Source organism: Kocuria sp. CPCC 205263, from assembly GCF_040981075.1.
Lineage (GTDB): Bacteria > Actinomycetota > Actinomycetes > Actinomycetales > Micrococcaceae > Kocuria > Kocuria rosea.
The window spans coordinates 208,143-229,848 of sequence record NZ_JAVKPV010000004.1 but is presented as its reverse complement, the minus strand read 5'-3'; the positions used below and the strand labels follow the sequence as shown (position 1 = coordinate 229,848).

At 70.8% G+C, this 21,706-nt stretch carries 22 protein-coding genes and 3 pseudogenes; 14 read left to right on the top strand and 11 right to left on the bottom strand.

Annotated elements, in window-relative coordinates; translation table 11 throughout:
• Window positions 1-33: 33 nt before the first annotated feature.
• The 4 genes from RF647_RS08075 to RF647_RS08060 are packed head-to-tail and all read right to left on the bottom strand — an operon-like array spanning window position 34 to window position 4,872.
• A complete protein-coding gene (locus RF647_RS08075) occupies window positions 34-1,266 on the bottom strand; it encodes a substrate-binding domain-containing protein (protein ID WP_095651023.1) in 1,233 nt (410 codons plus the stop codon).
• Window positions 1,266-2,363 (bottom strand): ABC transporter permease, encoded by a 1,098-nt coding sequence (locus RF647_RS08070; RefSeq protein ID WP_368811276.1) that lies wholly within the window; start codon window positions 2,361-2,363, stop codon window positions 1,266-1,268. The genes RF647_RS08075 and RF647_RS08070 overlap by 1 nt, the downstream gene beginning before the upstream one ends.
• Window positions 2,360-3,367: an ABC transporter permease gene (locus RF647_RS08065; protein WP_368811275.1), complete on the bottom strand. Its 1,008-nt coding sequence runs from the start codon at window positions 3,365-3,367 to the stop codon at window positions 2,360-2,362. Before RF647_RS08065 ends, RF647_RS08070 begins: the two co-directional genes overlap by 4 nt.
• Complete coding sequence (locus RF647_RS08060; protein WP_368811274.1) at window positions 3,364-4,872, bottom strand: sugar ABC transporter ATP-binding protein; 1,509 nt, start codon at window positions 4,870-4,872, stop codon at window positions 3,364-3,366. Before RF647_RS08060 ends, RF647_RS08065 begins: the two co-directional genes overlap by 4 nt.
• A gap of 115 nt (window positions 4,873-4,987) precedes the next feature.
• Between RF647_RS08060 and RF647_RS08055 the strand changes: the two genes are divergently transcribed.
• Together RF647_RS08055 and RF647_RS08050 are read left to right on the top strand one after the other, a co-directional pair.
• Window positions 4,988-6,208: an ROK family protein gene (locus RF647_RS08055; RefSeq protein WP_368811273.1), complete on the top strand. Its 1,221-nt coding sequence runs from the start codon at window positions 4,988-4,990 to the stop codon at window positions 6,206-6,208.
• Between the two features lie 169 nt (window positions 6,209-6,377).
• Window positions 6,378-7,031, top strand: a pseudogene (locus tag RF647_RS08050) (GAF and ANTAR domain-containing protein); the annotation flags it as partial.
• On the opposite strand, the gene RF647_RS08045 reads toward RF647_RS08050, so the two are convergent.
• The 3 genes from RF647_RS08045 to RF647_RS08035 form a co-directional block, all read right to left on the bottom strand.
• On the bottom strand, window positions 6,974-7,864 hold the full coding sequence (locus tag RF647_RS08045; RefSeq protein ID WP_368811272.1) for a sigma factor-like helix-turn-helix DNA-binding protein: 891 nt from the start codon (window positions 7,862-7,864) through the stop codon (window positions 6,974-6,976). The pseudogene RF647_RS08050 and the gene RF647_RS08045 sit on opposite strands and share 58 nt — an antisense overlap.
• A gap of 6 nt (window positions 7,865-7,870) precedes the next feature.
• Entirely contained in the window at window positions 7,871-8,278 is a 408-nt protein-coding gene (locus RF647_RS08040) for a YciI family protein (RefSeq protein ID WP_368811271.1), read from the bottom strand.
• Between the two features lie 202 nt (window positions 8,279-8,480).
• The gene (locus tag RF647_RS08035) at window positions 8,481-8,975 is read right to left on the bottom strand and encodes a hypothetical protein (protein WP_368811270.1); all 495 of its coding nucleotides are present in this window, start codon (window positions 8,973-8,975) and stop codon (window positions 8,481-8,483) included.
• A gap of 326 nt (window positions 8,976-9,301) precedes the next feature.
• Between RF647_RS08035 and RF647_RS08030 the strand changes: the two genes are divergently transcribed.
• Both RF647_RS08030 and RF647_RS08025 read left to right on the top strand, forming a co-directional pair.
• Window positions 9,302-9,583 carry a hypothetical protein gene (locus RF647_RS08030; protein WP_368811269.1) on the top strand — a complete coding sequence of 94 codons (282 nt, stop codon included), beginning with the start codon at window positions 9,302-9,304 and terminating at the stop codon, window positions 9,581-9,583.
• A gap of 49 nt (window positions 9,584-9,632) precedes the next feature.
• Window positions 9,633-9,839: a hypothetical protein gene (locus RF647_RS08025; RefSeq protein WP_284562354.1), complete on the top strand. Its 207-nt coding sequence runs from the start codon at window positions 9,633-9,635 to the stop codon at window positions 9,837-9,839.
• Between the two features lie 330 nt (window positions 9,840-10,169).
• Here the strand turns inward: RF647_RS08025 and RF647_RS08020 are convergent, their stop codons facing one another.
• Entirely contained in the window at window positions 10,170-11,009 is an 840-nt protein-coding gene (locus tag RF647_RS08020; RefSeq protein ID WP_368811268.1) for an SDR family oxidoreductase, read from the bottom strand.
• Window positions 11,010-11,442: 433 nt separating this feature from the next.
• Between RF647_RS08020 and RF647_RS08015 the strand changes: the two genes are divergently transcribed.
• From RF647_RS08015 to RF647_RS07990, 6 genes and pseudogenes are all read left to right on the top strand, one after another.
• Window positions 11,443-12,234, top strand: a complete 792-nt coding sequence (locus RF647_RS08015) for a GAF and ANTAR domain-containing protein (RefSeq protein WP_368811400.1) — start codon at window positions 11,443-11,445, stop codon at window positions 12,232-12,234.
• A 351-nt stretch (window positions 12,235-12,585) separates the two neighbouring features.
• Window positions 12,586-13,362 carry an ANTAR domain-containing protein gene (locus tag RF647_RS08010; protein WP_368811267.1) on the top strand — a complete coding sequence of 259 codons (777 nt, stop codon included), beginning with the start codon at window positions 12,586-12,588 and terminating at the stop codon, window positions 13,360-13,362.
• Between the two features lie 189 nt (window positions 13,363-13,551).
• Complete coding sequence (locus RF647_RS08005) at window positions 13,552-13,917, top strand: hypothetical protein (RefSeq protein ID WP_368811266.1); 366 nt, start codon at window positions 13,552-13,554, stop codon at window positions 13,915-13,917.
• A 130-nt stretch (window positions 13,918-14,047) separates the two neighbouring features.
• Complete coding sequence (locus tag RF647_RS08000) at window positions 14,048-14,929, top strand: manganese catalase family protein (RefSeq protein WP_368811399.1); 882 nt, start codon at window positions 14,048-14,050, stop codon at window positions 14,927-14,929.
• A 52-nt stretch (window positions 14,930-14,981) separates the two neighbouring features.
• Entirely contained in the window at window positions 14,982-15,455 is a 474-nt protein-coding gene (locus tag RF647_RS07995; protein WP_368811265.1) for a DUF4383 domain-containing protein, read from the top strand.
• A 139-nt stretch (window positions 15,456-15,594) separates the two neighbouring features.
• Window positions 15,595-15,746 (top strand): annotated as a pseudogene (locus tag RF647_RS07990) (CBS domain-containing protein); the annotation flags it as partial.
• Between the two features lie 44 nt (window positions 15,747-15,790).
• On the opposite strand, the gene RF647_RS07985 reads toward RF647_RS07990, so the two are convergent.
• The 3 genes and pseudogenes from RF647_RS07985 to RF647_RS07975 all read right to left on the bottom strand — a co-directional run bounded on the left by RF647_RS07985 (window position 15,791) and on the right by RF647_RS07975 (window position 18,535).
• Window positions 15,791-16,390 carry a hypothetical protein gene (locus tag RF647_RS07985; RefSeq protein WP_368811264.1) on the bottom strand — a complete coding sequence of 200 codons (600 nt, stop codon included), beginning with the start codon at window positions 16,388-16,390 and terminating at the stop codon, window positions 15,791-15,793.
• Between the two features lie 26 nt (window positions 16,391-16,416).
• Window positions 16,417-17,565 carry a zinc-dependent alcohol dehydrogenase gene (locus RF647_RS07980; RefSeq protein WP_368811263.1) on the bottom strand — a complete coding sequence of 383 codons (1,149 nt, stop codon included), beginning with the start codon at window positions 17,563-17,565 and terminating at the stop codon, window positions 16,417-16,419.
• 136 nt (window positions 17,566-17,701) lie between these two features.
• A pseudogene (locus RF647_RS07975) lies at window positions 17,702-18,535 on the bottom strand (IS5 family transposase).
• Window positions 18,536-18,948: 413 nt separating this feature from the next.
• On the opposite strand from RF647_RS07975, the gene RF647_RS07970 reads away from it, so the two are divergent.
• Genes RF647_RS07970 through RF647_RS07955 form a run of 4 tightly spaced genes read left to right on the top strand, consistent with a single transcriptional unit; the run spans window position 18,949 to window position 21,584 of the window.
• Window positions 18,949-19,275 carry a hypothetical protein gene (locus RF647_RS07970; RefSeq protein ID WP_368811262.1) on the top strand — a complete coding sequence of 109 codons (327 nt, stop codon included), beginning with the start codon at window positions 18,949-18,951 and terminating at the stop codon, window positions 19,273-19,275.
• Complete coding sequence (locus RF647_RS07965; RefSeq protein ID WP_368811261.1) at window positions 19,262-20,308, top strand: ANTAR domain-containing protein; 1,047 nt, start codon at window positions 19,262-19,264, stop codon at window positions 20,306-20,308. The genes RF647_RS07970 and RF647_RS07965 overlap by 14 nt, the downstream gene beginning before the upstream one ends.
• A complete protein-coding gene (locus RF647_RS07960; RefSeq protein ID WP_368811260.1) occupies window positions 20,305-20,619 on the top strand; it encodes a hypothetical protein in 315 nt (104 codons plus the stop codon). Before RF647_RS07965 ends, RF647_RS07960 begins: the two co-directional genes overlap by 4 nt.
• Window positions 20,616-21,584 (top strand): NAD(P)/FAD-dependent oxidoreductase, encoded by a 969-nt coding sequence (locus RF647_RS07955; protein ID WP_368811259.1) that lies wholly within the window; start codon window positions 20,616-20,618, stop codon window positions 21,582-21,584. The genes RF647_RS07960 and RF647_RS07955 overlap by 4 nt, the downstream gene beginning before the upstream one ends.
• Window positions 21,585-21,706 lie beyond the last annotated feature (122 nt).

Sequence of the window (21,706 nt, the reverse complement as noted above, 5' to 3'; positions counted from 1 at the left end):
GGGCCGGTGGCGGGCAGGGCGCGGTCGGGCGGATCAGGGGATGACGCGGTCCCGCCAGACGTCGGGGTAGCCCGGCAGGTCCTCGCCGCCGAACTTGGCGTAGTGGCCGTCCGGCATCCCCTCATTGTCGGCGAGGAAGTCCGCCCGCTGCTCCTCGGTGATCGGCTCCTGCGGCAGGACCCACTCGGCGGGGACCTCCTCGCCGGCGAAGATCTGCTCGAGCGCCAGCAGCGGGGTGCGCCACTGGAAGTTCGAGTACACCGGGGCGAGGCCGGTCAGGCCGGTGTCCTCCCACTTGCGCAGGTAGCTCATCTCGTCCTCGCCGGTCATCACCGGGTAGTCCGCGCCGGCGTCCTCGAACGCCTCGATGGCGGCGACGGCGCCGTCGCCGGCGTCCATCCACACGCCCTGGACGTCCCCGGTGGCGAGCTCGTCGGAGATGATCTTCTTGATCTCGGTGGGGTCGGCGCCGGTGAAGTAGTCCGTCGCCTCGATCCCGTTCTCCTCGAAGATCCGCTCGGCCGCGGCCCAGCGCTGCTCCAGGACGTCGACGCCAGGGAGGATGCGCAGGGCCACCACCTTGTCGCCCTCCTGCAGGTTGTCCACCAGGAAGTTCGCCGAGTCGATGCCCCAGGCGAAGCCGCCGATGGGGTGGATGAACGTCGTCGCGCAGTCGGTTTCCACCCCGCGGTCGAAGACCACCACCGGTTTGCCGGTCTCGCACGCGCGCTCCACGGCGGGCGTCAAGGCGGCGGTCGAGTTCGGCGAGATGATGAACCCATCGCACTCGCCCTCGGCGATGAAGTAGTCGATGTCGGCGATCTGCGTGTTGTCGTCGTCCTGAGCGTCGCGGGTCTCCATCTCGGAGATCACCCCGGAGTCCTGGAGCACCTTCAGCTGCTCGTTCATGGTGATCCACCCGGTCTGGCGCCAGGGGTTGGAGATGGAGGCGTTGGAGAAGCACACCTTCTGCGGGCCGTCGGCGGCGAACTCCCCGGTGGCGGTCGTCTCCCCGTCGATGTACTGCGTCCAGGGCTGCTCCGGGTCCCCCTCGAAGGAGGCGGAGCGCTGGTCGAGCTGCCGGTCGTACTCCGCTTGGTCGAACCACTCGTCACCGCCCTCCGGGGCCGGCGTGGCGGCGGCCTCCGCGCCCCCCGTCTCGGCGGGCGGCGGCTCCTCCATCGACTGGTCGGTGGTGCAGGCGGTCAGTCCCAGCAGCGCTGCCGCTGCCACCACGGTGATCCTTGACTGGATGCTTCGGCGCATCATGTTCCTTCCTCGTCGGTGCCCGGGGTGGGCGGTGCTGCGATGGCACGTCTCGGCTCCTGCGCCGCCGCGGTCCGGCCGCGCCGGCGGCGCTTCCAGGTCTTGGTGCCGGCGGCGACGGCGAGGATGATGATCGCGCCCTGGACGGTGTCCCGCCAGGTCGACTGGACCCCCAGGAAGTTCAGGAGCGCGAAGAGGGTCTCGAGGGCGAAGGCGCCGGCGGCCGCGGAGAGCACCCAGCCGCGCCCGCCGCCCAGCACGACCCCGCCGAGGACCACGGCGGTGATGGCCGTGAACTCGTAGCCGCGCCCCACGGACGGGTGCACTCCGGCGTAGCCCACGAGGATGATCCCCGCCACGGTGGCGGCCAGGGAGGAGAGCATGAACGCCCGGGTGCGCACCCACCAGACCCGGGCCCCGGTCAGCGCGGCGGCCCGGGGGTTGTCGCCCACGGCGACGAGCGTGCGGCCGTAGGGCCGGCGCATGAGCCAGAGGGCGGCGAGCGCGACGACCGTCACTAGGACCACCGGGTAGGGCAGGATCCCCAGGACCGGGACGTCCTGGATGCCGCCGCGGCCGATCTGCCGGAAGCTGTCCGCGGGGTTCCCCGTCGCGGCGCCGCCCGTCCAGTAGAGCACCAGCCCGAGCAGGGCGAGCATGGTGCCGAGGGTGACGATGAAGCTCGGCACCTTCAGGAGCGTGGTGACCAGTCCGTTGACCAGGCCCACGAGGGCGCCGAGGGCGAGCATCAGGACCAGGACGGGCACCGTCCGGCTGTCGTCCTGGCCGATGAGGTTGCCGGCCACGAACACCTGGGCGGTGACCACCGAGCCCATGGACAGGTCGAACTCCCCGGAGACGATCACGAAGTACTGCCCGATGGCCGCGATGGCGATCGGCGCCGTGCGGCCGACGAACCGGATCAGCGAGCCCGGTTCGCCGAAGGACGGGTTGACGGCGACGGCCGCGACCAGCAGCACCAGGAGGAGCACGAAGACGGCCCCGCCGGGCGTCCGCAGCCCGCGCAGCACACGCTCGTGCCACCGTGACCGGTTCTGCTGCAGGACCGCGGTCCGGTCCGTGACGGTGGCGCTCATGCCGTGACCTCCTGCTCGGTCCGCCCGCTCCGGTCGTCGAAGCGCGCGGGCCGGCTGACCACCCGGCGCCGGGCGTAGACGGCCACGGCGACGACGATGACGATGCCGCGGACCACGTCCTTCAGGAACGGGTTGATCTGCATCACGCTCATGATGTTGTCGATCATCGCGAAGATGAGGACCCCGCCCAGCGTCCCCACCAGCGACCCCTTGCCGCCCGCCAGGAGCGTCCCGCCCAGGACCACGGCGGCGATGGAGAGCAGGTCGTACCCGCCCTGGGACCCGATCGTGGGGCTGCCCACCCCGAGCCGCGCCGCGAGCAGCAGCCCGGCGAGACCGGCCATGACGGAGCAGATGACGTGGGCGGCGACGATCGGGGTGCCGGTCCGGATCCCGGACATCCGGGCCACCCGGATGTCTCCGCCGACCGCGTACATGTGGTGGCCCAGGCGGCTGCGGGTCAGCATGAGCAGCACCGCGCCCGCGCAGGCCAGCATGATCAGCGTGGAGACCGGGACAGGACCGATGCCGGTGGCTCCGACCAGCCGGAAGGCCACAGGTGTCTGCCCCGAGCTGCCCTTGTAGTTGGTGGCGAGGTAGCCGCTGACGACGAGTCCGGTGCCCAGCGTGGCGATGAACCCGTGGACCTTCAGCCCGGACACCACCAGGCCGTTGACCAGGCCGATGCCCGCGGAGACGACCAGTGCCAGCGCCACACCGGGCAGGATGTTCCCGGGCTGGTTCGCCATGAGGCCGGCCGAGAGCAGGCTCGCGAGGCTGATGACGTACGGCACGGAGAGGTCGAGGCTCCCCACCAGGATCACGAGCGTCTGGCCGATCGCGATGAAGCCGAGGACGCTGGTCCCGGTGAGGATCGCGGAGATGTTGCCGGCGCTGACGAAGCTGCGCCCGGTGGCGCCCACGAGCACCGTGCCGACCACGACGGTGAGCAGCACCACGAGGTAGACGATGTGGGTGGACGTGAGCCTCGAGAACGCGTTCACGGTCTCGCCCCTTCCGTGCGGGCGCCGGTGGCCAGCCGCAGTACCTGCTCCTCGGTGCTGTCCGGCGGGAGCTCACCGGCGATCCGGCCGTCGCGCAGGACCAGGATCCGGCTGGACATGCCGAGGACCTCCGGCAGTTCGCTGGAGACCATGAGGATGGCCCTGCCCTCCGCGGCGAGCATGCGCATGAGGTTGTAGACGGCGATCTTGGCGCCCACGTCGATCCCCCGGGTGGGCTCGTCGAGCAGCACGACCCGCGGGTCCACGGCCAGCCACTTGGCGAGGACGACCTTCTGCTGGTTCCCACCCGAGAGGTACTGGACCTCCTGGTCCAGATCCCGGGCCACGACCTCCAGCGAGGAGAGGACCCCGGAAACGTCCTTCCGGGCCGCGGCGGTCCGCCGCGGGAAGACGGAGCGGATCACGCCCAGGGCATTGTCCAGGATGGACTGGTCGAGGCTCAGCCCCTGGGACTTGCGGTCCTCCGTGATCAGGGCCACGCCCTGCCGGACGGCCTGCCGGGGCGAGGTGGCCGTGTACGGCCTGCCGTCCAGCGCCATGGACCCGCGGGTGAAGGGGTGGACGCCGAAGACGGCCTCCACCAGCTCCGTCCGCCCGGAGCCCTGCAGCCCGGCGACCCCCACGATCTCCCCGGCGCGCAGCGTCAGGTCGATGCCGTCGAGCTGGTCGTTGCCGCCGCCGTCGATCCTCAGGAGCTCCCGCCCCACCCCGGTGCCGGGCACCGCCTCCGGGAAGTAGGCGGAGATCGGGCGGCCCACCATCATCCGCACCAGGGCGGCGTCGTCCATGGCGGAGGCGGGCTCGGTGCCCACCACGCGGCCGTCCTTGAGGACGGTGATGGTGTCGCACAGGTCGAAGATCTCCTTCAGCCGGTGGGACACGTACAGGATGGCGGTGCCGCGCGCCCGGAGCCGGCGGACGATCGCGTAGAGCAGGTCCACCTCGGGGCCCGCGAGGGCCGCGGTCGGCTCGTCCATGGAGATGATGCGGGCGTCGTAGCTGATGGCCTTGGCGATCTCCACGATCTGCTGCTGGGCCACGGACAGCGAGCTCACGGTCGTGGTCGGCTGGATGCTGGTGATGCCCAGGTCCTCGAGCAGCTCGCTCGTCCTCGCGTTCATGGCCCGCCGGTCCACGAGCAGGCCCCGGCGCGGCTCGCGGCCGAGGAACACGTTCTCGGCCACGGTGCGGTCGGGCAGCAGGTTGAACTCCTGGAACACCGTCGACAGCCCGGCCACGTGCGCCTGGGTGGGGTGGTGGAACTCGACGGGGGTGCCGCCGATCTCCACGGTGCCCGCGTCCCGCTCGTGCACCCCGGCGAGCACCTTCATCAGGGTGGACTTGCCGGCGCCGTTCTCGCCGACGAGCCCGTGCACCTCGCCGGCGTGCAGCCGCAGGTCCACGTCCTCGAGCACCGGCACCCCGAAGAAGGACTTCGACAGGCCGGTGACGTCCAGCACCGGGGAGCTCGTGCGCTCGTTCATGCGGTCACTGTGACACGCACCACAGACTTCTGTCGACAGTCTCGCAAAAGTTGTTCCCTCACTGTGCGTTTGTGACGTGCTTGACCCCCCTAAGGGGGCGTGCTCTACTGAAAAGGTGCTGCAGACTCCTCCGTCGGCGCCGTCGCCGCGCTCCTCGGACTCGCCCGCCCCGGGGGCGAGCGAAGTCTTCCAGCTGCTGCGCGACGGCCGCCCGAGGACCCGGGCGGAGCTCGCCCAGCTGACCGGGCTGGCCCGCTCCACCGTGGCGTCCCGTGTGGACACTCTCATGTCCCTGGGGCTCGTCGCACCCTACGGCGGGGCCGCCTCCACCGGGGGGCGCCCGCCCTCCCTCTTCGCCCTGAACCCGGGCGCCCGGGTGGTGGTCGGCGCGGACGTCGGGGCGACGCACGCCCGGGCCATCCTCGCGGACCTCTCCGGCCGCGAGCTCGCCGAGGAGCGCCAGGCGCTCGCGATCGGCGAGGGCCCCGAGGCGGTCCTGGGCTGGCTCGTGCGCACGGTGGCCGCGCTGCTCGAGCGCGCGGACCGCCCCGCCGCGGACCTCGCCGCCATCGGCATCGGGCTGCCCGGTCCCGTGGAGCACGAGACGGGCCGGCCGATCAACCCGCCCATCATGCCGGGGTGGGACCGTGTCGACGTCCCGGCTCTCGTGCAGGCCCACTACGACGTGCCCGTGCTGGTGGACAACGACGTCAACATCATGGCCCTGGGCGAGCGCAGCTTCTTCTGGCCCGGGACCACCGAGCTGATGTTCGTCAAGGTGGCCACGGGCATCGGCGCGGGGATCATCTCCGGCGGCGCGCTCCAGCGCGGCGCCCAGGGCACCGCGGGAGACCTCGGCCACGTCCGGGTGCCGCGCGGCGACGAGCTGCTCTGCCGCTGCGGCAACACCGGCTGCCTCGAGGCGCTCGCCGGCGCTCCCGCTCTCGTGCGGACGCTCAACGAGAAGACCGCCGGCACGCTGTCCACCAGCCAGGACGTGATCGACCTCGTCCGTTCCGGGGACCCGCTGGCCGTGCAGGTGATCCGCCAGGCGGGGCGGGACATCGGGGACGTCCTGGCCACCTGCGTGAACCTCATCAACCCCTCCGTGATCGTGATCGGCGGCAGCCTCGCCCAGGCCGGGGAGCACCTGCTGGCCGGCATCCGGGAGGTCGTCTACCGGCGGTCCCTGCCCCTGGCCACGGAGCACCTGAGGGTGGCGCCCTCGGTCGCCGGGGAGCGCGCCGGCGTCATGGGGGCGGCGGTGCTGGCCATCGACCACGTCCTGTCCCCGGAGTCCATCGAGGCCGCGTGCGCGGCCCTGAGCGCGGGCTGAGCCCGTTCGTCGCAGCAGCGGGTTCCCCCGCCGGGATCCTGTGCGGGACGCAGCACGGACCGGTGCGGAGACGGCCGTCCGCCGCCCTTGACAGGGCGGGACGTTCCCGTCCGCAACGAGTTCCTCCGGTCCCGGGTTCTGACGGCCTTTTGCGGGGGAGACTGAGGGAATGGGCACGGACACAGGACGAACGACCAGGTCGGACCCCCGCCGGGACCGGACGGGGGCCGTGGACGCGGACCTGTCCCAGCGGCTGAGCGACCTGGCCCGCACCCTGCAGGGCGAGACCGACGTCCAGGGCACCCTCGAGGCCACGGTCCGCGCGGCGGTGGAGCTCATCCCCGGGGTGGTGGAGGCCTCGATCTCGGTTGCCCGGCGGCACCGCGGCATCGAGTCCCGGGCCGCCTCGGGCGCGCTCCCCCGCCGGGTGGACCGCCTGCAGCAGGACACCGGGGAAGGACCCTGCATGGACGCGGCCCACGAGGAGCGGACCGTCCACGTCCCCGACTTCCGCCACGAGGACCGGTGGCCCCGGTTCGCCCCGGCCGCCCTGGAGGCGGGAGCGACGTCGATGCTCGCGTTCCAGCTCTACACCGACGGCGACGTCCTCGGGGCGCTCAACGTCTACGGCGCCGACTTCGCCGCATTCACCGACGAGTCCGAGGAGATCGGTCTGCTGGTGGCGGCCCACGCCGCGGTGGCCTTCGCCGACGCCCAGCAGGTCGGCCACCTCCACGAGGCCCTGGCCACCCGGGACCTCATCGGTCAGGCGAAGGGCGTGCTCATGGAGCGGTTCAAGATCACGCCCCAGCAGGCCTTCGTCCTCCTCACGACCGCCAGCTCCCAGACGAACACCAAGCTACGGGACGTCGCCGAGCGGCTGACCACCACCGGCGCCCTCACCGGCGAGCGCCTCGAGGAGTCAACCGGTCCGGGGGGCCCCTGACCGGTGCGGCCCGGTCGCCCCACCGGGCGGCCTCGCGTTGAGCCGTGCCACCGGGTTGCCGGTGAGCCGGTGAGCCGCACGAACTCGTCGTACCACTCGACGATCTGGACCCGGTCGGTCTCCCCAGCCGTGCTGGCGTCCGCGCGGAGCCCGGCGACGGCGGCGAGGTCGACGTCCCCGGAGTAGCCCTCGTTGAAGACCAGGTAGAGCACGCGCAGCACCGTGGCGACGTCGCCCGGCCGGTCGAACCGCACACCCGAGACGGTGCGCTTGGCCCGGCTGATCCGCTGCGCCATGGTCGCCTCCGGCACGAGATAGGCCTGCGCGATCTGCCGCGTGCTGAGACCGCCCACCGCGCGCAGCGTGAGCGCGACCGCCGAGGCCGGGGTCAGGAACGGGTGCGCGCACAGGAAGTACAGCTGGAGCGTGTCCTCCGCCGCCGCGCCCGGGCCGGGCGCGGGTTCGTCCTCGACCCGCATCCCGCGCCGCCGCCGGGACGTGTCGGCGCGGGTGGTGTCGAGGAACCGGCGCCAGGCCACGGCGACCAGCCAGGCCTGCGGGTCCCTCGGCGTGTGATCCGGCCACACCCGCACCGCGTCGGGCAGGGCGTCCTGCACTGCGTCCTCGGCCGCCGCCGTGAAGTCGACTCCACGGCGGTCCAGGATCGCGATCACGGTGGGGATGGGGGTCCGCAGCAGGGTCTCGTCCACCGGGCGTCACTCCGTGACGATCGGCGGCGCGGTCAGGAACGGGCGGAGCTCGAGCCACTCGTGGATCGGCTTCCCGCCCGCCCCCGGGGCCGCGGACAGCTCGGCGGCCAGCTCGAGCGCCCGGTCGTAGCAATCGACGTCGATCACCATCCAGCCGGCGACCAGGTCCTTGGTCTCGGGGAACGGGCCGTCGGTGACCGGCGGCCGCCCCTCGCCGCCGTCGCGGACGAACGTGCCCTCCGGGGACAGCGCCTGCGCGTCGACGAACTCGCCGGTGCCCTCGAGCCGGGCGGCGAAGTCCGACATGTACTGCAGGTGCGCCGACACCTCGTCCGGCGTCCACCGGTCCATCGGCACGTCGTTGACCGGTGCCGGAGCGCCCCGGTAGTGCTTGAGCAGCAGGTACTTGGTCATCGTCTTCTCCTTGCTGAGGTACGGCCCATGGTGGCCGTGCTCACCCCGGGGACGGAGCGGTCGGCGGGATCTCGACATCCTGCGGCAACTTCTTCCGGGAATCCTCCTTCCCTGATGCCGCCGGGCCCGGAGGACGAGGGCGGGTGCGGCAGCACCGTGTCGGTCCCGGTCGTATCACGGCGGCTCTGGGGCGGTAAGCCGGTCAGCGGGTGAACTCACCACAGGCCTGCAGCAGAGCCAGGGCTGAGGCGGTGGTGGTGTCCGTGATCCGCCCGGAGCACAGGTGCTGGAGCAGCTGCTGCTCATCGGCCCACTCCACCCCGGGGATGCCGGCCGGCTCCAGCGCCTCGCCGTACTCAGCATCGGTCCGTCGCGCCACTGCGAGCATCACGTCGATCCGCTCTTCTCTGCGCTGATCGGCGTACAGGATCCCCAGCGGAGCGATCACTGCCGCGGACATGCCCTCCCCGAACTCCTCCTCCAACAGCAGCGCGGCCCCGGCGCGCAGTTCGTCGGGGTCGACCACCGGGCCCTGCGGGAAGATCAGCGCCTGCCCTCCCGGGTCCAGTTCGGCCCGGACCAGCCCGTAGCGGGTCCGGGCCCCGGAGCCGTCGTGCACCCGTGGAATCACGACGATCGAACGCTGGGCTGGTACGGGGTGCAGAACCGCTGGTCGGTCCGGAGCGACGTCAGTCATCAGGCTGTCCTCATGTCGGGGAACCCATCGGCACCTGCGGCCTCGAAACACGCAGGCGATGCGCACGAACAGCCTACGATCGACTGCTCAACGCAGCCCGGGAGGAGCACGGGCGGGACCTCGACAGCTCCCGCTCCTCGGGGAGTCGGGACCATGTCCTCAGCGGCACCGATCGCGTCCGCAGGTTCCACGGATGAGGGACTGTCCCTGTTCCGGTGGACGGCATTTTGCTTGTTCGTGGTCTGTGCACCCAGGTCCCAGGGTGGTTCCGCTGCGTGAGCCAGGTCACTAAGGTGGGAAGAACGGCTCAGCACAGGAGGTTCTGCATGACCACCCCGAACAACGACGACGCCCCGGACCTCGACGACGTCATCGAGCCCGAGGGCGACGCCCTGCCCGACCCCATCTACCAGGGCCACGCCGGGATGCCCGAGCATCTCGACGACGAGGCACTGGCCGCAGCCACCGAACAGGAGCGGGTGGCCGCCGGGCTGACCGACTACGCGCCCGGCCAGGTCCCACCGGCCACCGACCCGCTGCCGGAAGACGCCTCCGAAGCAGCCGACCGCGCCCAGCGGGGTCTGCTCGAGGAGGATGGGACCGCCTGACGGGCCGTCCCACCGACGTACGCTGTCCCAGCCCTACAAGGAGAACGACATGGCCGAGCGAGGCAACACCAAGCACAGTGCGGAACTGGACGACCAGATGAAGCACGAGGTCGCCGGCGAGGTGGCCGGCATCCAACCCGACCACGTGGAGGAGCACCGCCAGACCGAGCCCTGGGTCGACGACACCGACGACCCGGAGGTGCGCTCCGCGGTGGAGGAGCGCGAACGCGCCCCCCGTCCGGACAACGAGCAGTAGCGCCCCCGGGGCGGGTCGGATCGGTTCGGTGATGACGAGGAGTTCTTCTGCCGGGCACCGCATCCGACCCACCCTTCCTCGGGAACCAGGTCGGTGCCGCCGCGGACAAGGCCGCCGGTGCCGCCATCGACAAGCCTGATCTGCACGCCGAAGGTCGGGCACAGAACGCCGTGGGCCATGCCAGGCAAAGCGGCCAGGACGTCGAGGACACCGCGCGCGAGATCGTGGACGACGAGTGATCAGCTCCGCCCCCGTCCTGGGCGGAAACCCTGTCCTTCCGCTGAGGTCCGGCGGGACAGGTGCGCCGTCCGCTCCGCGGTGGACCCGGGTTCAGAGGATCGGCTTGCCGCCGGTGACGGCGACCCGCGAGCCGGAGATGTAGCTGCCGTCGTCCGAGGCCAGCAGGACGTAGACGGGCGCGAGCTCGGCGGGCTGGCCGGCACGGCCCAGGGGGACGTCGTCGCCGAAGGCCCCCACCTTCTCCGCGGGCATGGTCGCCGGGATCAGCGGCGTCCAGATCGGGCCCGGGGCCACGCTGTTGACCCGGATGCCCTTCTCCCCCAGCATCTGCGCGAGCCCGGCGGAGAAGTTCGCGATCGCCGCCTTGGTGGCCGCGTAGGGCGCCAGTTGCGGGGACGGCTGGTCGGACTGGACCGAGGAGCTGCCGATGATCGCCGAGCCCGGTGCCATGTGCGGCACGGCGGCCTTGGTGAGGTGGAACATGGCGCCGATGTTGAGCCGGAACGTGTAGTCCCACTCCTCGTCGCTGATCTCGTCGAGGCTGTCGCGGCTCATCTGGTAGGCGGCGTTGGACACGAGCACGTCGATCCGGCCGAACTCCTGCACGGCCCTGTCGACGACAGCCCGGCAGTGGGCCGGGTCCGAGAGGTCTCCGCGGACAAGGACGGCGCGACGCCCGGCCTCCTCGATCCAGCGGGCGGTGTCCCGGGCGTCGTCGTCCTCCTCGAGGTAGGCGATCAGGACGTCGGCACCCTCGCGGGCGTAGGCGATCGCGGCGGCACGGCCGATGCCGCTGTCCCCGCCGGTGATGATGGCTGCCTTGCCCGCGAGCTTGCCTGAGCCGCGGTAGCTGTGCTCGCCGCAGTCCGGGACGGGGGTCATCGCGGCCTGGACGCCGGGGACCTCCTGCTGCTGCTTCGGCTGGCTCATGGCGTGGTCCTTCCGTGGTCGAGGGTTCCGGACGGTGCAGGCGCTGCTCACCGAGCTCCCCCGATGATCAGCACACTGCTCACTTTAGGTGCTGGGGGCGGAGTTGTCGTGCCCCTTCCCGCGCGCGGACCATCCACCAGGGAGTTGGCGCCCGCCTGGGATCCCGGAGCCGAAACGGCAGCAAGCTGATCACAAGAGGAGTCGTGAGGATATGGCGCTTTCTTTGCTGACGGACTCGGCAGCGGCCGTTGTGCCAACCTGACCATCCCTGCCGAACGGCGCCCCATGTCCTCCGATTCCACTTCCGGTGAGCTGCCCACCGCTTCCACCCCCCTGACCCGCAGGACAGTGTCCGCCCAGGACGCCACCACCGCGGTGCACCACCTGGTCCGCGCCGCCCAGCAGATGATTCCCACCGCGGTCGGCGGCCGGGATCTCGCTGCTGGACGAGAACGGCACCGGCAGCACCGTCGCCTCCACCGGCACGGCCGTGGAGGTCGCCGACACCCTGCATCATCGGCTCGGGATGGGCCTGTCCCGGAGCGCGTGGACCACCGGGCAGGTCCAGCGCATCGACGACACCGCAGCCGACCCCCGATGGGGGCCGTGGCAGGCGGGCGCGGCCACGACCGGGATCCGCTCGGTGCTCAGCGTCCCGCTGCCCTGTCTCGACCGTCGCCTGGGGTCGCTGACGGTGTACGCCACCACCCCGGACGCCTTCGGGGACGCCGAGGAGCGGCTGCTGGGCCTGCTGGCCGATGCGGCGGCCACCGTGCTGAGGACGGCCCAGGATCCCGACACCCCGGTGCACCGGGGCACCCCGGGCAAGGACGCCCCGGACCCCGACGGGCTCATCGGACTCGCCGCCGGTGTGCTGATGGATCGCGGCCGGCTGAGCCCTGAGACGGCCCGGGCGACACTGCTGGAGGCAGCGGGCACCCAGGGGCGCGGCCTGGCCGAGATCGCCGCCGCCGTGGTCGACGCCGCGACGGGTCACGAGCAGGCCGGCGGACTGCGGGCCACAACGACCGCAGCCTTCATCAACCGCCAGGATCCTTCAGCCTCGGTGGGAACGTCGAAGAGTTCGAGATCGACGCCTACGTGCACCATGCCCTGTTGCTGCCTCAGCTCCAACGGGACCTGTTGGCCCATGCGGCCAATGAGATCCTGGATCAGGCCGCACCACCGCGAGCCCCCTCTGCCTCCGAGGCATTGGCCGGTCTGATCTGTTCGACCGCGACCGGTGGACAGGACGGGAGGACGCTCCCCGCCGAGCAGACCGGGGACACCGAGGAAAGGGCACCGGACGGTTGCGACACCCCCGGGGCCGCCCCGCAGCAGACCTGAGCGGCAGCGTGCTGAGCACGACATCGATCACCGGCCCGGTGCCCACCGGCCCTCCTTCTCCCGCCCGCCCCGGGTCGAGACGCAGCCGGCCAGTGGCCGATCCTGCCCTTCCGGCAGGGCAGTAGTCTGGTCCTCGAGAGGGAGTCGGGGAGACGAAGCGCTTCTTCGCTGACGGACTCGGCAGCGGCCATCGTGCCTGCCCGACCGTCCCGGCCGAACGGCGCACCACGTGTCTTCTGAACCTGCTTTCGGCGGGCCGAGCACCGTCGTCGCTCAGCCGTACGGCATGCTCCCGGGTCAAGGTCGACACCAGTGCCGCGGTGGCCCAGTCTCCGAGGACATCAGCGGTTTCCTCGACGCCTTCACCACCACCCTCGCCCAGGCCCTGTCCACCGACGACGAGGAGGTGTGGTGCGCGGTGACGCTGCTGCGCCGCAGGCGCTCCGTCACCGTGGCCGCCTGCAGCCCCCGGGCCGAGGTCCTGGACGAGATCCAGTACCACTACGGTGACGGCCCCCGCCTGCCCGCAGCCCGGGAGCGCCGGGTGGCCACCTCCGGGACACCCGCAGCGATGGCCGGTGGTCGGCCTACGGGCAGACCGCTGCCGCCAACGGGGTCTTCTCGGTCCTGGGGGGTGCTCTTCGATCTCGGCAAGGAGGCTTCGGCAGGACTGAACGTCTACGCCGATGTCCCCGATGCCTTCGACCAGGCGGTCCGTCAGGTCGTGGAGCGCCAGGTGGCCGAGGCCTCCACCGTCCTGCGGCTGGCCGTGCGCCTGGCCCGGCACCGCGATGCCGAGGCCGATCTGCGGTCCGCGATGGAGTCCCGCACCACCATCGACCTGGCCGTGGGAATCCTCATGGCCCAGAACCGCTGCAGCCAGGAAAAAGCGTTCGAGATCCTGCGGGCGGCCTCCAGCAATCGCAACGTCAAGCTGCGCGATCTGGCCGCCGAGCTCGTCGGGACGGTCGGCAAGAGCCCCGCCACCACCCACTTCGAGGCCTGACAAGGGCTCTCGTGGCGCCGGCACCCCGACCCACGGGAGCGGACGGGGAGCTCCCTGCAGCACGCGGGACGCCTGAACTGACAGTGCTAATTCAACGGATCCCTGGCCCACCTGCAACGACGCGAGTACCGTGGGAAGAGGTCAAGAAGATGGCCATGAGACAGATTGCATGCGACGAAGGATGCTCTCATGGACCACAAGCTCTCCGTGCTCGTTCAGATCGACCTGGACGGCGCCTATGTGCGACTGATCGTCACCGGGTGTTTGACCGAGGCCAACCAGCACGTCCTGTATCCGCTGGTGCGCCGTGCTCGGGCGCTGATGCCCCCGGTGACCGTCAGCGTTGATCTCGCCACCGCAGGCCACGTGGAGCCGAACGCGGTGGACCTGTTGCGCTGGGCGATCGACCACGACGAGACCTTGGACGGGGGCAGCCCGGTCGAACTGCTGATCCCCGATGGCATGCCGACCCACGGGCCTACCCCGCTCCCGCCCTGCACCGCCAGCAGACCCCGGGGCGGGACGACCCGGAGCGCCCGGCCTCAGCTCATCTGATGCCCCGTTCATTCGATAAGCAGCCTTCCCTTTTGGGGACCGGATCACTAGCGTGGAGTACAGAGCCGGGGACCACGGGCGCGGAGTGCCGCGCCGCTACCGGCCACAGCAGTCGATGACGGAGGTCAGCATGTTCTTGCACCAGCAGAAACTCCAGTACAAGTCCACCCCGGAGGCCCCGGACGCGGTCTACGCGCGCAAGCTCCAGGAGGTGATCGGCGGCCAGTACGGAGAGATCACCGTGGCCATGCAGTACAGCTTCCAGGCCTGGAACGCCCACATCCCCGGCAAGTACCGGGACCTGCTCTTCGGCACCGCCGCCGAGGAGTTCGGCCACATCGAGATGTTGGCCACGATGGTCGCCCAGCTGCTGGAGAAGGCCCCGCTGGGCATCACCGAGGACGCCGTTCAGTCCGACCCGGCGGTCGCGGCGGTGATCGGCGGCACCGACCTGCAGCACGCGATCGTGGCCGGGGCCGGCGCGCGGCCGGTGGACTCGATGGGCAACCCCTGGTCCGGGTCCTACGTCACCGCCTCGGGGAACCTGCTGGCGGACATGACCGCCAACGTCAACGCCGAGATGCAGGGCCGCACCCAGGTGGCGAGGCTCTACCACATGACCGACGACAAGGGCATCCGGGACATGCTCTCGTTCCTGCTGGCGCGGGACACCATGCACCAGAACCAGTGGATGGCCGCGGTCAAGGAGCTGCAGGCCGACGGGCTGGAGCAGATGCCGGTGCCCTCGAACTTCCCGCAGGCCAAGGAGGCCACCGAGTTCTCCTACGACTACTACAACTTCTCCGACGGTGCCGCCGCCGCGGAGGGCTCGTGGGCCTCCGGGCCGACGCCGGACGGCAACGGGCAGTTCGGCTACCAGGACCAGCCCATGGCGGGGGTGCCGATGCCGCCTCCCACCCACCCCGACGCCCGGTTCTACGGCACCACCGAACAGCCCAACATCATGGAGAAGGCCGCCGGCACCATCCAGGACAAGCTCAAGAAGGAATAGCCGCCGGCCGCCCACCGCACGGCCCTGAACCACCTCGAGGAGAGGAGCGATCATGACCACCCCCGCCGCCCGACCCGGCGACCGCACGACCCGCCGCTCACCCGTCCGCACGGCAGCCCTGCTCTACGGGGCCGTCTTCCTGCTCGTGGGCGCGGCCGGATTCATCCCCGGCCTCACCACGAACTACGACCAGCTCATGGTCGCCGGCCACGAGTCCGAGGCCATGCTCATGGGCCTGTTCCAGGTCTCGATCCTGCACAACCTCGTCCACCTGCTCTACGGCATCGCCGGCATCGCCCTGGCCCGGACCGTTCCCGGGGCGCGGAACTACCTGCGCTGGGGCGGGGCCGTGTACCTGCTGCTGTGGCTCTACGGCCTGCTCATCGACAAGGACTCAGGGGCCAACTTCGTACCGCTGAACACCGCCGACGACTGGCTGCACCTGCTCCTGGGCCTGACCATGGTCGGACTGTCCTTCCTGGACCGCAGCACCCACGCCCCGACTGCCGGCAGGACCCGCACCTGAGTCCCACTGACGGACACCATTCGCGCCCATGAACCAACGAGAAGCGGCTTCCCACCACGGGCGGGGAGCCGCTTCTCACCGGTCCGGCAACCGAGCCGCACACCCCCTGGGTCCAGGCACGTTGTCAGGAGGAGGTGTACTCGACGTCGGTGCCCTGCCGATCTGCGGGGAGGACAACCGGCTCAGTGACGTGGTGACCGATCGCGACATCGTCCTCAAGTGCCTGGCCACCGGCGGAGACCCCCGCACCGTGACCGCCGGGCGCTGGCTGAGGGCAAGCCGGTGACCATACCCATGCTGCTGGTGCCGATCGGCGGACGACCGTCCCGGTTCCATCAGCTCCCTCGCCCGCGGTGGATCAGCGTCCTGATCACTGCAACGGCCGCTCCAGCGCTCAACACCCAGGGGCCTCCCACGATGATCGGGTCCAGCCATTGGTGGGAGAGATCAGCGCGGTGGGTCTCGATCCGTGAAGACAAGCCGCGCCGGACGGGCTCGGCCAGCACTCCGGTCTCGGTGACCGGGTTGTCCGGGCGCAAGGTGACCCATGAGGTGAAGTGGCTCTGCCAGGCGTCGACGCGGTCGGCGGCGAGGAGGACGAGCCAGTGCGCCGCCCGTGCCTCGCTGTAGCGCTGGTAGGCGTGCCGGCGCAGTGCACCCGGCAGGCCCTTCGACGGGCACGCGGTGCCGAAGACGGGGGTCAGGTGCGCGTGCTCGATCGACCGTTCGCGCGGCCGGTTCTCGGGCTGCGCCTCCGGGTACTCCCAATGCGCTCCTGTGCCCGCCGGATCGTAACGCAACTTCGGCACCGAGGGGCGGTCGGCCGGGTCCAGGTCCGCGCCCCAACCGGGGATGCGCGCCCGCAGCGCCTCGCGCGAGACGGTGCGCCGGGCCTCACCAGCGATGTACGGGGTGTGCTCAGGTGTGCTCGCCATGGTCTCGGTTCCCCTCCTTGGCCGTCTCACCCGGTGCCGGGGACGACGAGTGTCTTGATGCAGCCGTCGAGCTTGGACGAGAACATGTGGTACCCCTCGGCGATGTGCTCCAGGGGGATCCGGTGGGTGACGATGTCTCTGGGGGTGAGGTAGCCGTTGCGGATGTGCTCGAACAGCCGCGGCCACTGCCGCTTCACCGGGCACTGGTTCATCCGCAGGGTCAAGCCCTTGTTGAGGGCGTCGCCGAACTTCACGGCGCTGAACATCGGCCCGTAGGCCCCCATCACCGAGATCGTCCCGCCCTTGCGCACGGAGTCGATGGCCCAGTTCAGCGCGATCGGCGACCCGCCCTGCAGCTTGAGCTTGGCCGCGCTCACGTGCTGGATGAAGTTGCCGTCCGCCTCGGCGCCGACCGCCTCGATGACGACGTCCGCGCCCAGGTAGTCGGTGGTTCTTTTCAGCTCCACCACGATGTCGTCGTGCTCGGCGAAGTTCAACGTCTCGGCGTGGGCGAACCGGCGGGCCTTCTCGAGCCGGTACTCCAGATGGTCGATCACGATCACCCGTCCTGCACCCATCAGCCACGCCGACTTCGCGGCGTACAGCCCCACCGGGCCCGCCCCCAGCACGACGACGGTGTCGCCTTCGACGATGTCCCCGAGCTGGGCACCGAAGTAGCCGGTGGCCACGGCGTCGGTGAGCAGCACCGCGTCCTCCTCGTCCATCCAGTCGGGGATGATCGAGGGCCCGACGTCGGCGAAGGGCACCCGCACGTACTCGGCCTGACCTCCGTCGTAGCCTCCGCAGGTGTGCGAGTAGCCGTAGATCCCGCCTACCGCGGTGGCGTTGGGGTTGACGTTGTGGCAGTTGGAGTACAGGCCCCGGGCGCAGAACCAGCAGGAGCCGCAGTACACGTTGAACGGCACCATGACCCGGTCCCCGGGCTTCAGGTGTTCCACGGAGGGGCCGACCTCGTGGACCACCCCGACGAACTCGTGGCCGAAGGTCATCCCGACCCGGGTGTCCGGCATCATCCCGTGGTAGAGGTGCAGGTCCGACCCGCAGATCGCCGCGAGCGTGACCCGCACGATCGCGTCGTTGGGGTGCTCGATCCGCGGGATGTCCTTCTCCTCCACCCGGATCTTGTACGGCCCCCGATAGACCATCGCTCGCATCCGCGCCACCTCGGCTCGTCGACCTGGTTCATCAGTGGACTTCCGATGCACGACAGCGTCCCACCGCGCCCCGTCGGGGTCAACCCCCTGAATTCCGGCAGGACGGCGCCCCTCTTCGATCCAGTAAGACCTGGTCTCATAACTCGGTCGCCTGGTGCAGTCGGCGGAGGCCGATGAGGGTCACGGCGAGCAGGAGCAACGGCAGCAGCATGGCTGCGGTGCGGTCGTAGCGCAATTCCAGGCGCTTGAAGCGCAACACCCAGGAGATGGTGCGCTCCACGACCCAGCGGTGCCGACCCGGGTGGGTCTTGGCCTCGATCCCGCGCCGGGCGATCCGGACCTTGATGCCCCGCCGGTGCAGGTAGCGGCGGCACCTCGGGTAGTCGTAGCCCTTGACCGCATGCAGCTTCTCCGGCCGGCGGCGCGGTCGCCCTCGACGACCGCGGCGACCGCGCACCGCCGGGTTGGTCTCCAGCAGCGGCTCGAAGAGCGAGCTGAAAGTGGACGTTGGCTGCTGAGGCCAGCACGTGCAGCGGCAGGCCGTTCCGGTCGGTGAGCAAGTGGTACTTGGTGCCCGGTTTTCCGCGGTCGGTGAGGTTCGGGCCGGTCAGCTCGCCCCCCTTTTGGCTTGTACGGAGACCGCGTCGATGCTGGTCCGCGACCAGTCGAGGATCTCCTGCTCGGAGAGCTCCTCGAGCACGGCGCGGTGCAGCTTCTCCCACACCCCGGCTTCCTGCCCGTGGCGCAGCCGGCGCCAGGCGGTGTGCCCGGATCCGCACCCCAGAGCCGGGGGCAGATCCCGCCACCGGCACCCGGTGTGGAGCACGAACAGGATCCCCTCCAGGGCCGCCCTGTCCTCGATCCTGGGTCTGCCACCGGGGCCTCGGGGCGGTGGCTGGGGAGGGATCAGCGGGACGATCAGCTCCCACAGACGGTCATCGACCATCCACGACTGCGTCCTCGTCGTCATGCAGGCACTGTGAACCGCTCCCCGGCGGGTGGCAACGACGGATCAGGTTCTGAGACCAGGTCTTAGCCGCCCGGCCAGACTCCCGCGCTGCCCCGTTCCGTTCTGACCGGCCGGATCAGTGGTGTCCTCCAAGAGCGTGCCCATCCCCGCAGTCGTGCCCGCCGAGGCCCGGCGTCCACCCCGGGACAGCGCTGTGACCTGCGGGAAGACCCGAGGGCGGCGCGCACGATCGGTGCGGGGTTCGTCTCGGGCCGCCACGGCTCGTGCCCCGGAGGAGCAGCGGAAGGACGACCCGTCGCATAATAAGCCTGCTGGTGATCTGTGCGCGGATCAGCTATTCTGGAGCTTCGGTCCAGCAACAGGCCGCGACCCCCTTCGCGCCGAAAGCTACTGTTGTGACCCACAAGCTCTCCGTGACCGTCCAGGTCGATCTGGACGGTCAAGCCCTCCGGGTTCTCGCCACCGGGTGCCTGACGGCAGCCAGCCAGCGGGCGCTGCACCCGCTGATCCGCCGGGCGCGGACGCTGACCCCCGGCATCCACGTCACCGTGGACTGCACCGGGGCCCATCACGTGGAGCTTGCCGGGGTGGAGCTGTTGCGCGAGGCCACCGACCACGACGCAGGCGCGGAGATGCTGCGCCCGGTCGAGTTCCTGTTCCCCGATCCTGTCTCGGGTGCCCTCGGTGAACTGACGTCGCCGAGGTACCACCAGGTGGTGTCCGCTCATGCCGCACCCTGAGGTCAGCAGCTCTGCCGGGCTGTCCGAGATCGCCGAGGTGCTGATCGGCCTGGGTCGGCGGATGCGCACCGGCACCGACGGGTCGGTGCTGGTGGCGGTGGCCCGGGCCGGCGCCCACCACGTCCGCGGCGCCCGGTGGGCCAGCGTGACTGTGACCCACCACGGGCACTTCCGCACCCTGGCCGCCACCGCCCCGGTGGCCCAGCACGCCGACGCTCTCCAGCGCGAGCTCGGTGCAGGACCCGGGGAGGACGTCTACCGCTGCGGGGACCTGGCGGACCGGTGCCACTGGCCGGTGCTGGGCGCCCGGTTGCACCAGCGGCTGGGACTGACCGGCCCGATGAGCTTCCGGCTGCACCTGGTCGGGGAGCCGGAGACGGTCGCGGCCCTGCACCTCTACTCCGACGCCCCGAAGGCCTTCGGCGACGACGCCCTGACCACCGGGGGCCTGCTGGCCGCCCACGGGGTCTTGGCCGTGTCGGCCCAGCTGCACCGCCGGCGAGCCCAGCACCTGGATCGCGCCCTCGCCCCGGCCGGAGAGATCGGCACCGCGGTGGGCGTGCTGATGGCTCGCTACGGGATCCCCCGCCCGGAGGCCCTGGACATGTTGCGCACTGCCGCCCAGGACTCCCACCGGCCCGTGGCCGAGATCGCAGCCGAAGTCACCGACGCCGAGATCCAGCGTCTCCCCACCCATGCCCACCGCCACGCCGGACCGTCCCCGGGCGGTCCCGGGGGCGACCCCATGACCCTCGGCAGGACAAGCGGCGCCGGTGAGATCGGTGCCTGCCGAGACGCCGACAGCCCCCCAGGGGCAGGGCCGCCTTCCCGCTCCCGGCCCCGGCGGGTGCAAACCGTGCAAAGCCAAAGCCCTGGTCAGAGGCCGTTTCATCTCTCCAGCCTGAGGGCGAGGTCCAGCAGCCGGCCACGAACATCCTTGTGGCAAGGAGCTGCTCCCATGAACAATGAATCGTTTGTGCCGGCCGGCATCGGCCCGTACAACATCACCACCTCGGTGGGGCCGGGCGCATGATTCTGCTCACGACGGCTCGCGCGGACGGATCAGCCCGTCCTTTGCCGGCCCCGGTACCGCAGGGCCTGGAGACCTCGAGCACCGATCCGGCCCCGGATGACCCGTTTTCCTCCGCCCTGGCGGAACCGGACCTGGTGGGACTGCACGCGCTGCACTCGAGGATCACCCGTCAGATCGAGTCCGTGTACGTCGATCCGGCCGGCGAACTCGACACCCGTCAAGACTTCCTGGCCGCGCGGCACGGCCGCAACCGGCCAGAAGAAGACCAGCGCCCGACCGGCGCCCGGCTGCATACTGAGGAGAAACGATGAGCCATGATCTGCCGTCCGCTGTGGATGCCCTGGTCGTCGGTGGTGGTGTCGCCGGCCTGTCTGCGGCGACCTGGCTGGGCCGGTACCAGCGCTCCACCCTGGTGATCGATGCCGGGCAGCACCGCAGCCGCTTCACCAACCACACCCACGGCCTGCTGGGCCGGGACCCCATCAGCCCGCACACGCTGCTGGCCCAGGCCCGCGCCGGACTGGACCAGTACCCCCACGTGATCCTCCACGACGGAACGGTGGCCGCCCTGGAGCGCACCGAGGACGGCCGATTCCTGGCCACCGTCGACAGCGAGGAGATCACTGCCCAGCGAGTCGTACTGGCCACCGGGGTGCGGGACCAGTTCCCGCGCATTGCCGGCTTCGAGGACCATTACGGCACGGATGTCTACCACTGCCCGGCCTGCGACGGATTCGACGTCCGGGGCCAGGCGGTGATCGCGCTGGGCATGGGTAGCCACATGCCCGCCTATGCCTCTGAGATGTTGGATTGGACCGACACCGTGCGGGTCGTCACCGACACCACCGACCGGGCCTTCGCCGAGGACCAGCGCGCGTCTCTGCACGAGCACGGGATCGAGGTCGTGGACGGCGTGGCCGAAGCCCTGCTCGGGGCGCCGGGGGCGTTGGAGGGCCTCCGGCTGGCCGACGGGAGCCTGGTGGAGGGCACCACGGTGTTCTTCTCCTACGCCCACCACCCCACCAACAGCCTCGCCGCCCGTCTGGGGTGCGAACTCGACGACGAGGGCCACGTCGTCGTCAACGTGTGCCAGCACAGCAGTGTTGAAGGGGTCTATGCGGCCGGGGACATCACCCCGGGCCTGCAACTCGTGCCCATTGCCATGGCCCAGGGCGTAGCCGCCGGAGTCGCCTGCGCCACCTCCCTGCGTGGTCACGGCACCACCGACCAGGCGCCCGATCCGGCCCCACCCACCCACCGGTTCACCACAGAATGATCACCGGCAGTCACCAGTGGAGCGACCCACAGCGCTGAGGCCGGCCGCAGTCAGTCCCGAGGCAAGGAGTCCGGGACGATGGGGGTCACTTCACTGCCCCGGTTCCGACTTGTCGTGTCCGG

What these genes read in the sequence shown, in the direction of transcription:
- RF647_RS08075 (WP_095651023.1), bottom strand. Translation starts at nt 1,266, where the DNA reads ATGCGCCGAAGCATCCAGTCAAGGATCACCGTGGTGGCAGCGGCAGCG.
- RF647_RS08070 (WP_368811276.1), bottom strand. Translation starts at nt 2,363, where the DNA reads ATGAGCGCCACCGTCACGGACCGGACCGCGGTCCTGCAGCAGAACCGG.
- RF647_RS08060 (WP_368811274.1), bottom strand. Translation starts at nt 4,872, where the DNA reads ATGAACGAGCGCACGAGCTCCCCGGTGCTGGACGTCACCGGCCTGTCG.
- RF647_RS08040 (WP_368811271.1), bottom strand. Translation starts at nt 8,278, where the DNA reads ATGACCAAGTACCTGCTGCTCAAGCACTACCGGGGCGCTCCGGCACCG.
- RF647_RS08035 (WP_368811270.1), bottom strand. Translation starts at nt 8,975, where the DNA reads ATGACTGACGTCGCTCCGGACCGACCAGCGGTTCTGCACCCCGTACCA.
- RF647_RS08030 (WP_368811269.1), top strand. Translation starts at nt 9,302, where the DNA reads ATGACCACCCCGAACAACGACGACGCCCCGGACCTCGACGACGTCATC.
- RF647_RS08025 (WP_284562354.1), top strand. Translation starts at nt 9,633, where the DNA reads ATGGCCGAGCGAGGCAACACCAAGCACAGTGCGGAACTGGACGACCAG.
- RF647_RS08020 (WP_368811268.1), bottom strand. Translation starts at nt 11,009, where the DNA reads ATGAGCCAGCCGAAGCAGCAGCAGGAGGTCCCCGGCGTCCAGGCCGCG.
- RF647_RS08005 (WP_368811266.1), top strand. Translation starts at nt 13,552, where the DNA reads ATGGACCACAAGCTCTCCGTGCTCGTTCAGATCGACCTGGACGGCGCC.
- RF647_RS08000 (WP_368811399.1), top strand. Translation starts at nt 14,048, where the DNA reads ATGTTCTTGCACCAGCAGAAACTCCAGTACAAGTCCACCCCGGAGGCC.
- RF647_RS07995 (WP_368811265.1), top strand. Translation starts at nt 14,982, where the DNA reads ATGACCACCCCCGCCGCCCGACCCGGCGACCGCACGACCCGCCGCTCA.
- RF647_RS07985 (WP_368811264.1), bottom strand. Translation starts at nt 16,390, where the DNA reads ATGGCGAGCACACCTGAGCACACCCCGTACATCGCTGGTGAGGCCCGG.
- RF647_RS07980 (WP_368811263.1), bottom strand. Translation starts at nt 17,565, where the DNA reads ATGCGAGCGATGGTCTATCGGGGGCCGTACAAGATCCGGGTGGAGGAG.
- RF647_RS07965 (WP_368811261.1), top strand. Translation starts at nt 19,262, where the DNA reads ATGCCGCACCCTGAGGTCAGCAGCTCTGCCGGGCTGTCCGAGATCGCC.
- RF647_RS07960 (WP_368811260.1), top strand. Translation starts at nt 20,305, where the DNA reads ATGATTCTGCTCACGACGGCTCGCGCGGACGGATCAGCCCGTCCTTTG.
- RF647_RS07955 (WP_368811259.1), top strand. Translation starts at nt 20,616, where the DNA reads ATGAGCCATGATCTGCCGTCCGCTGTGGATGCCCTGGTCGTCGGTGGT.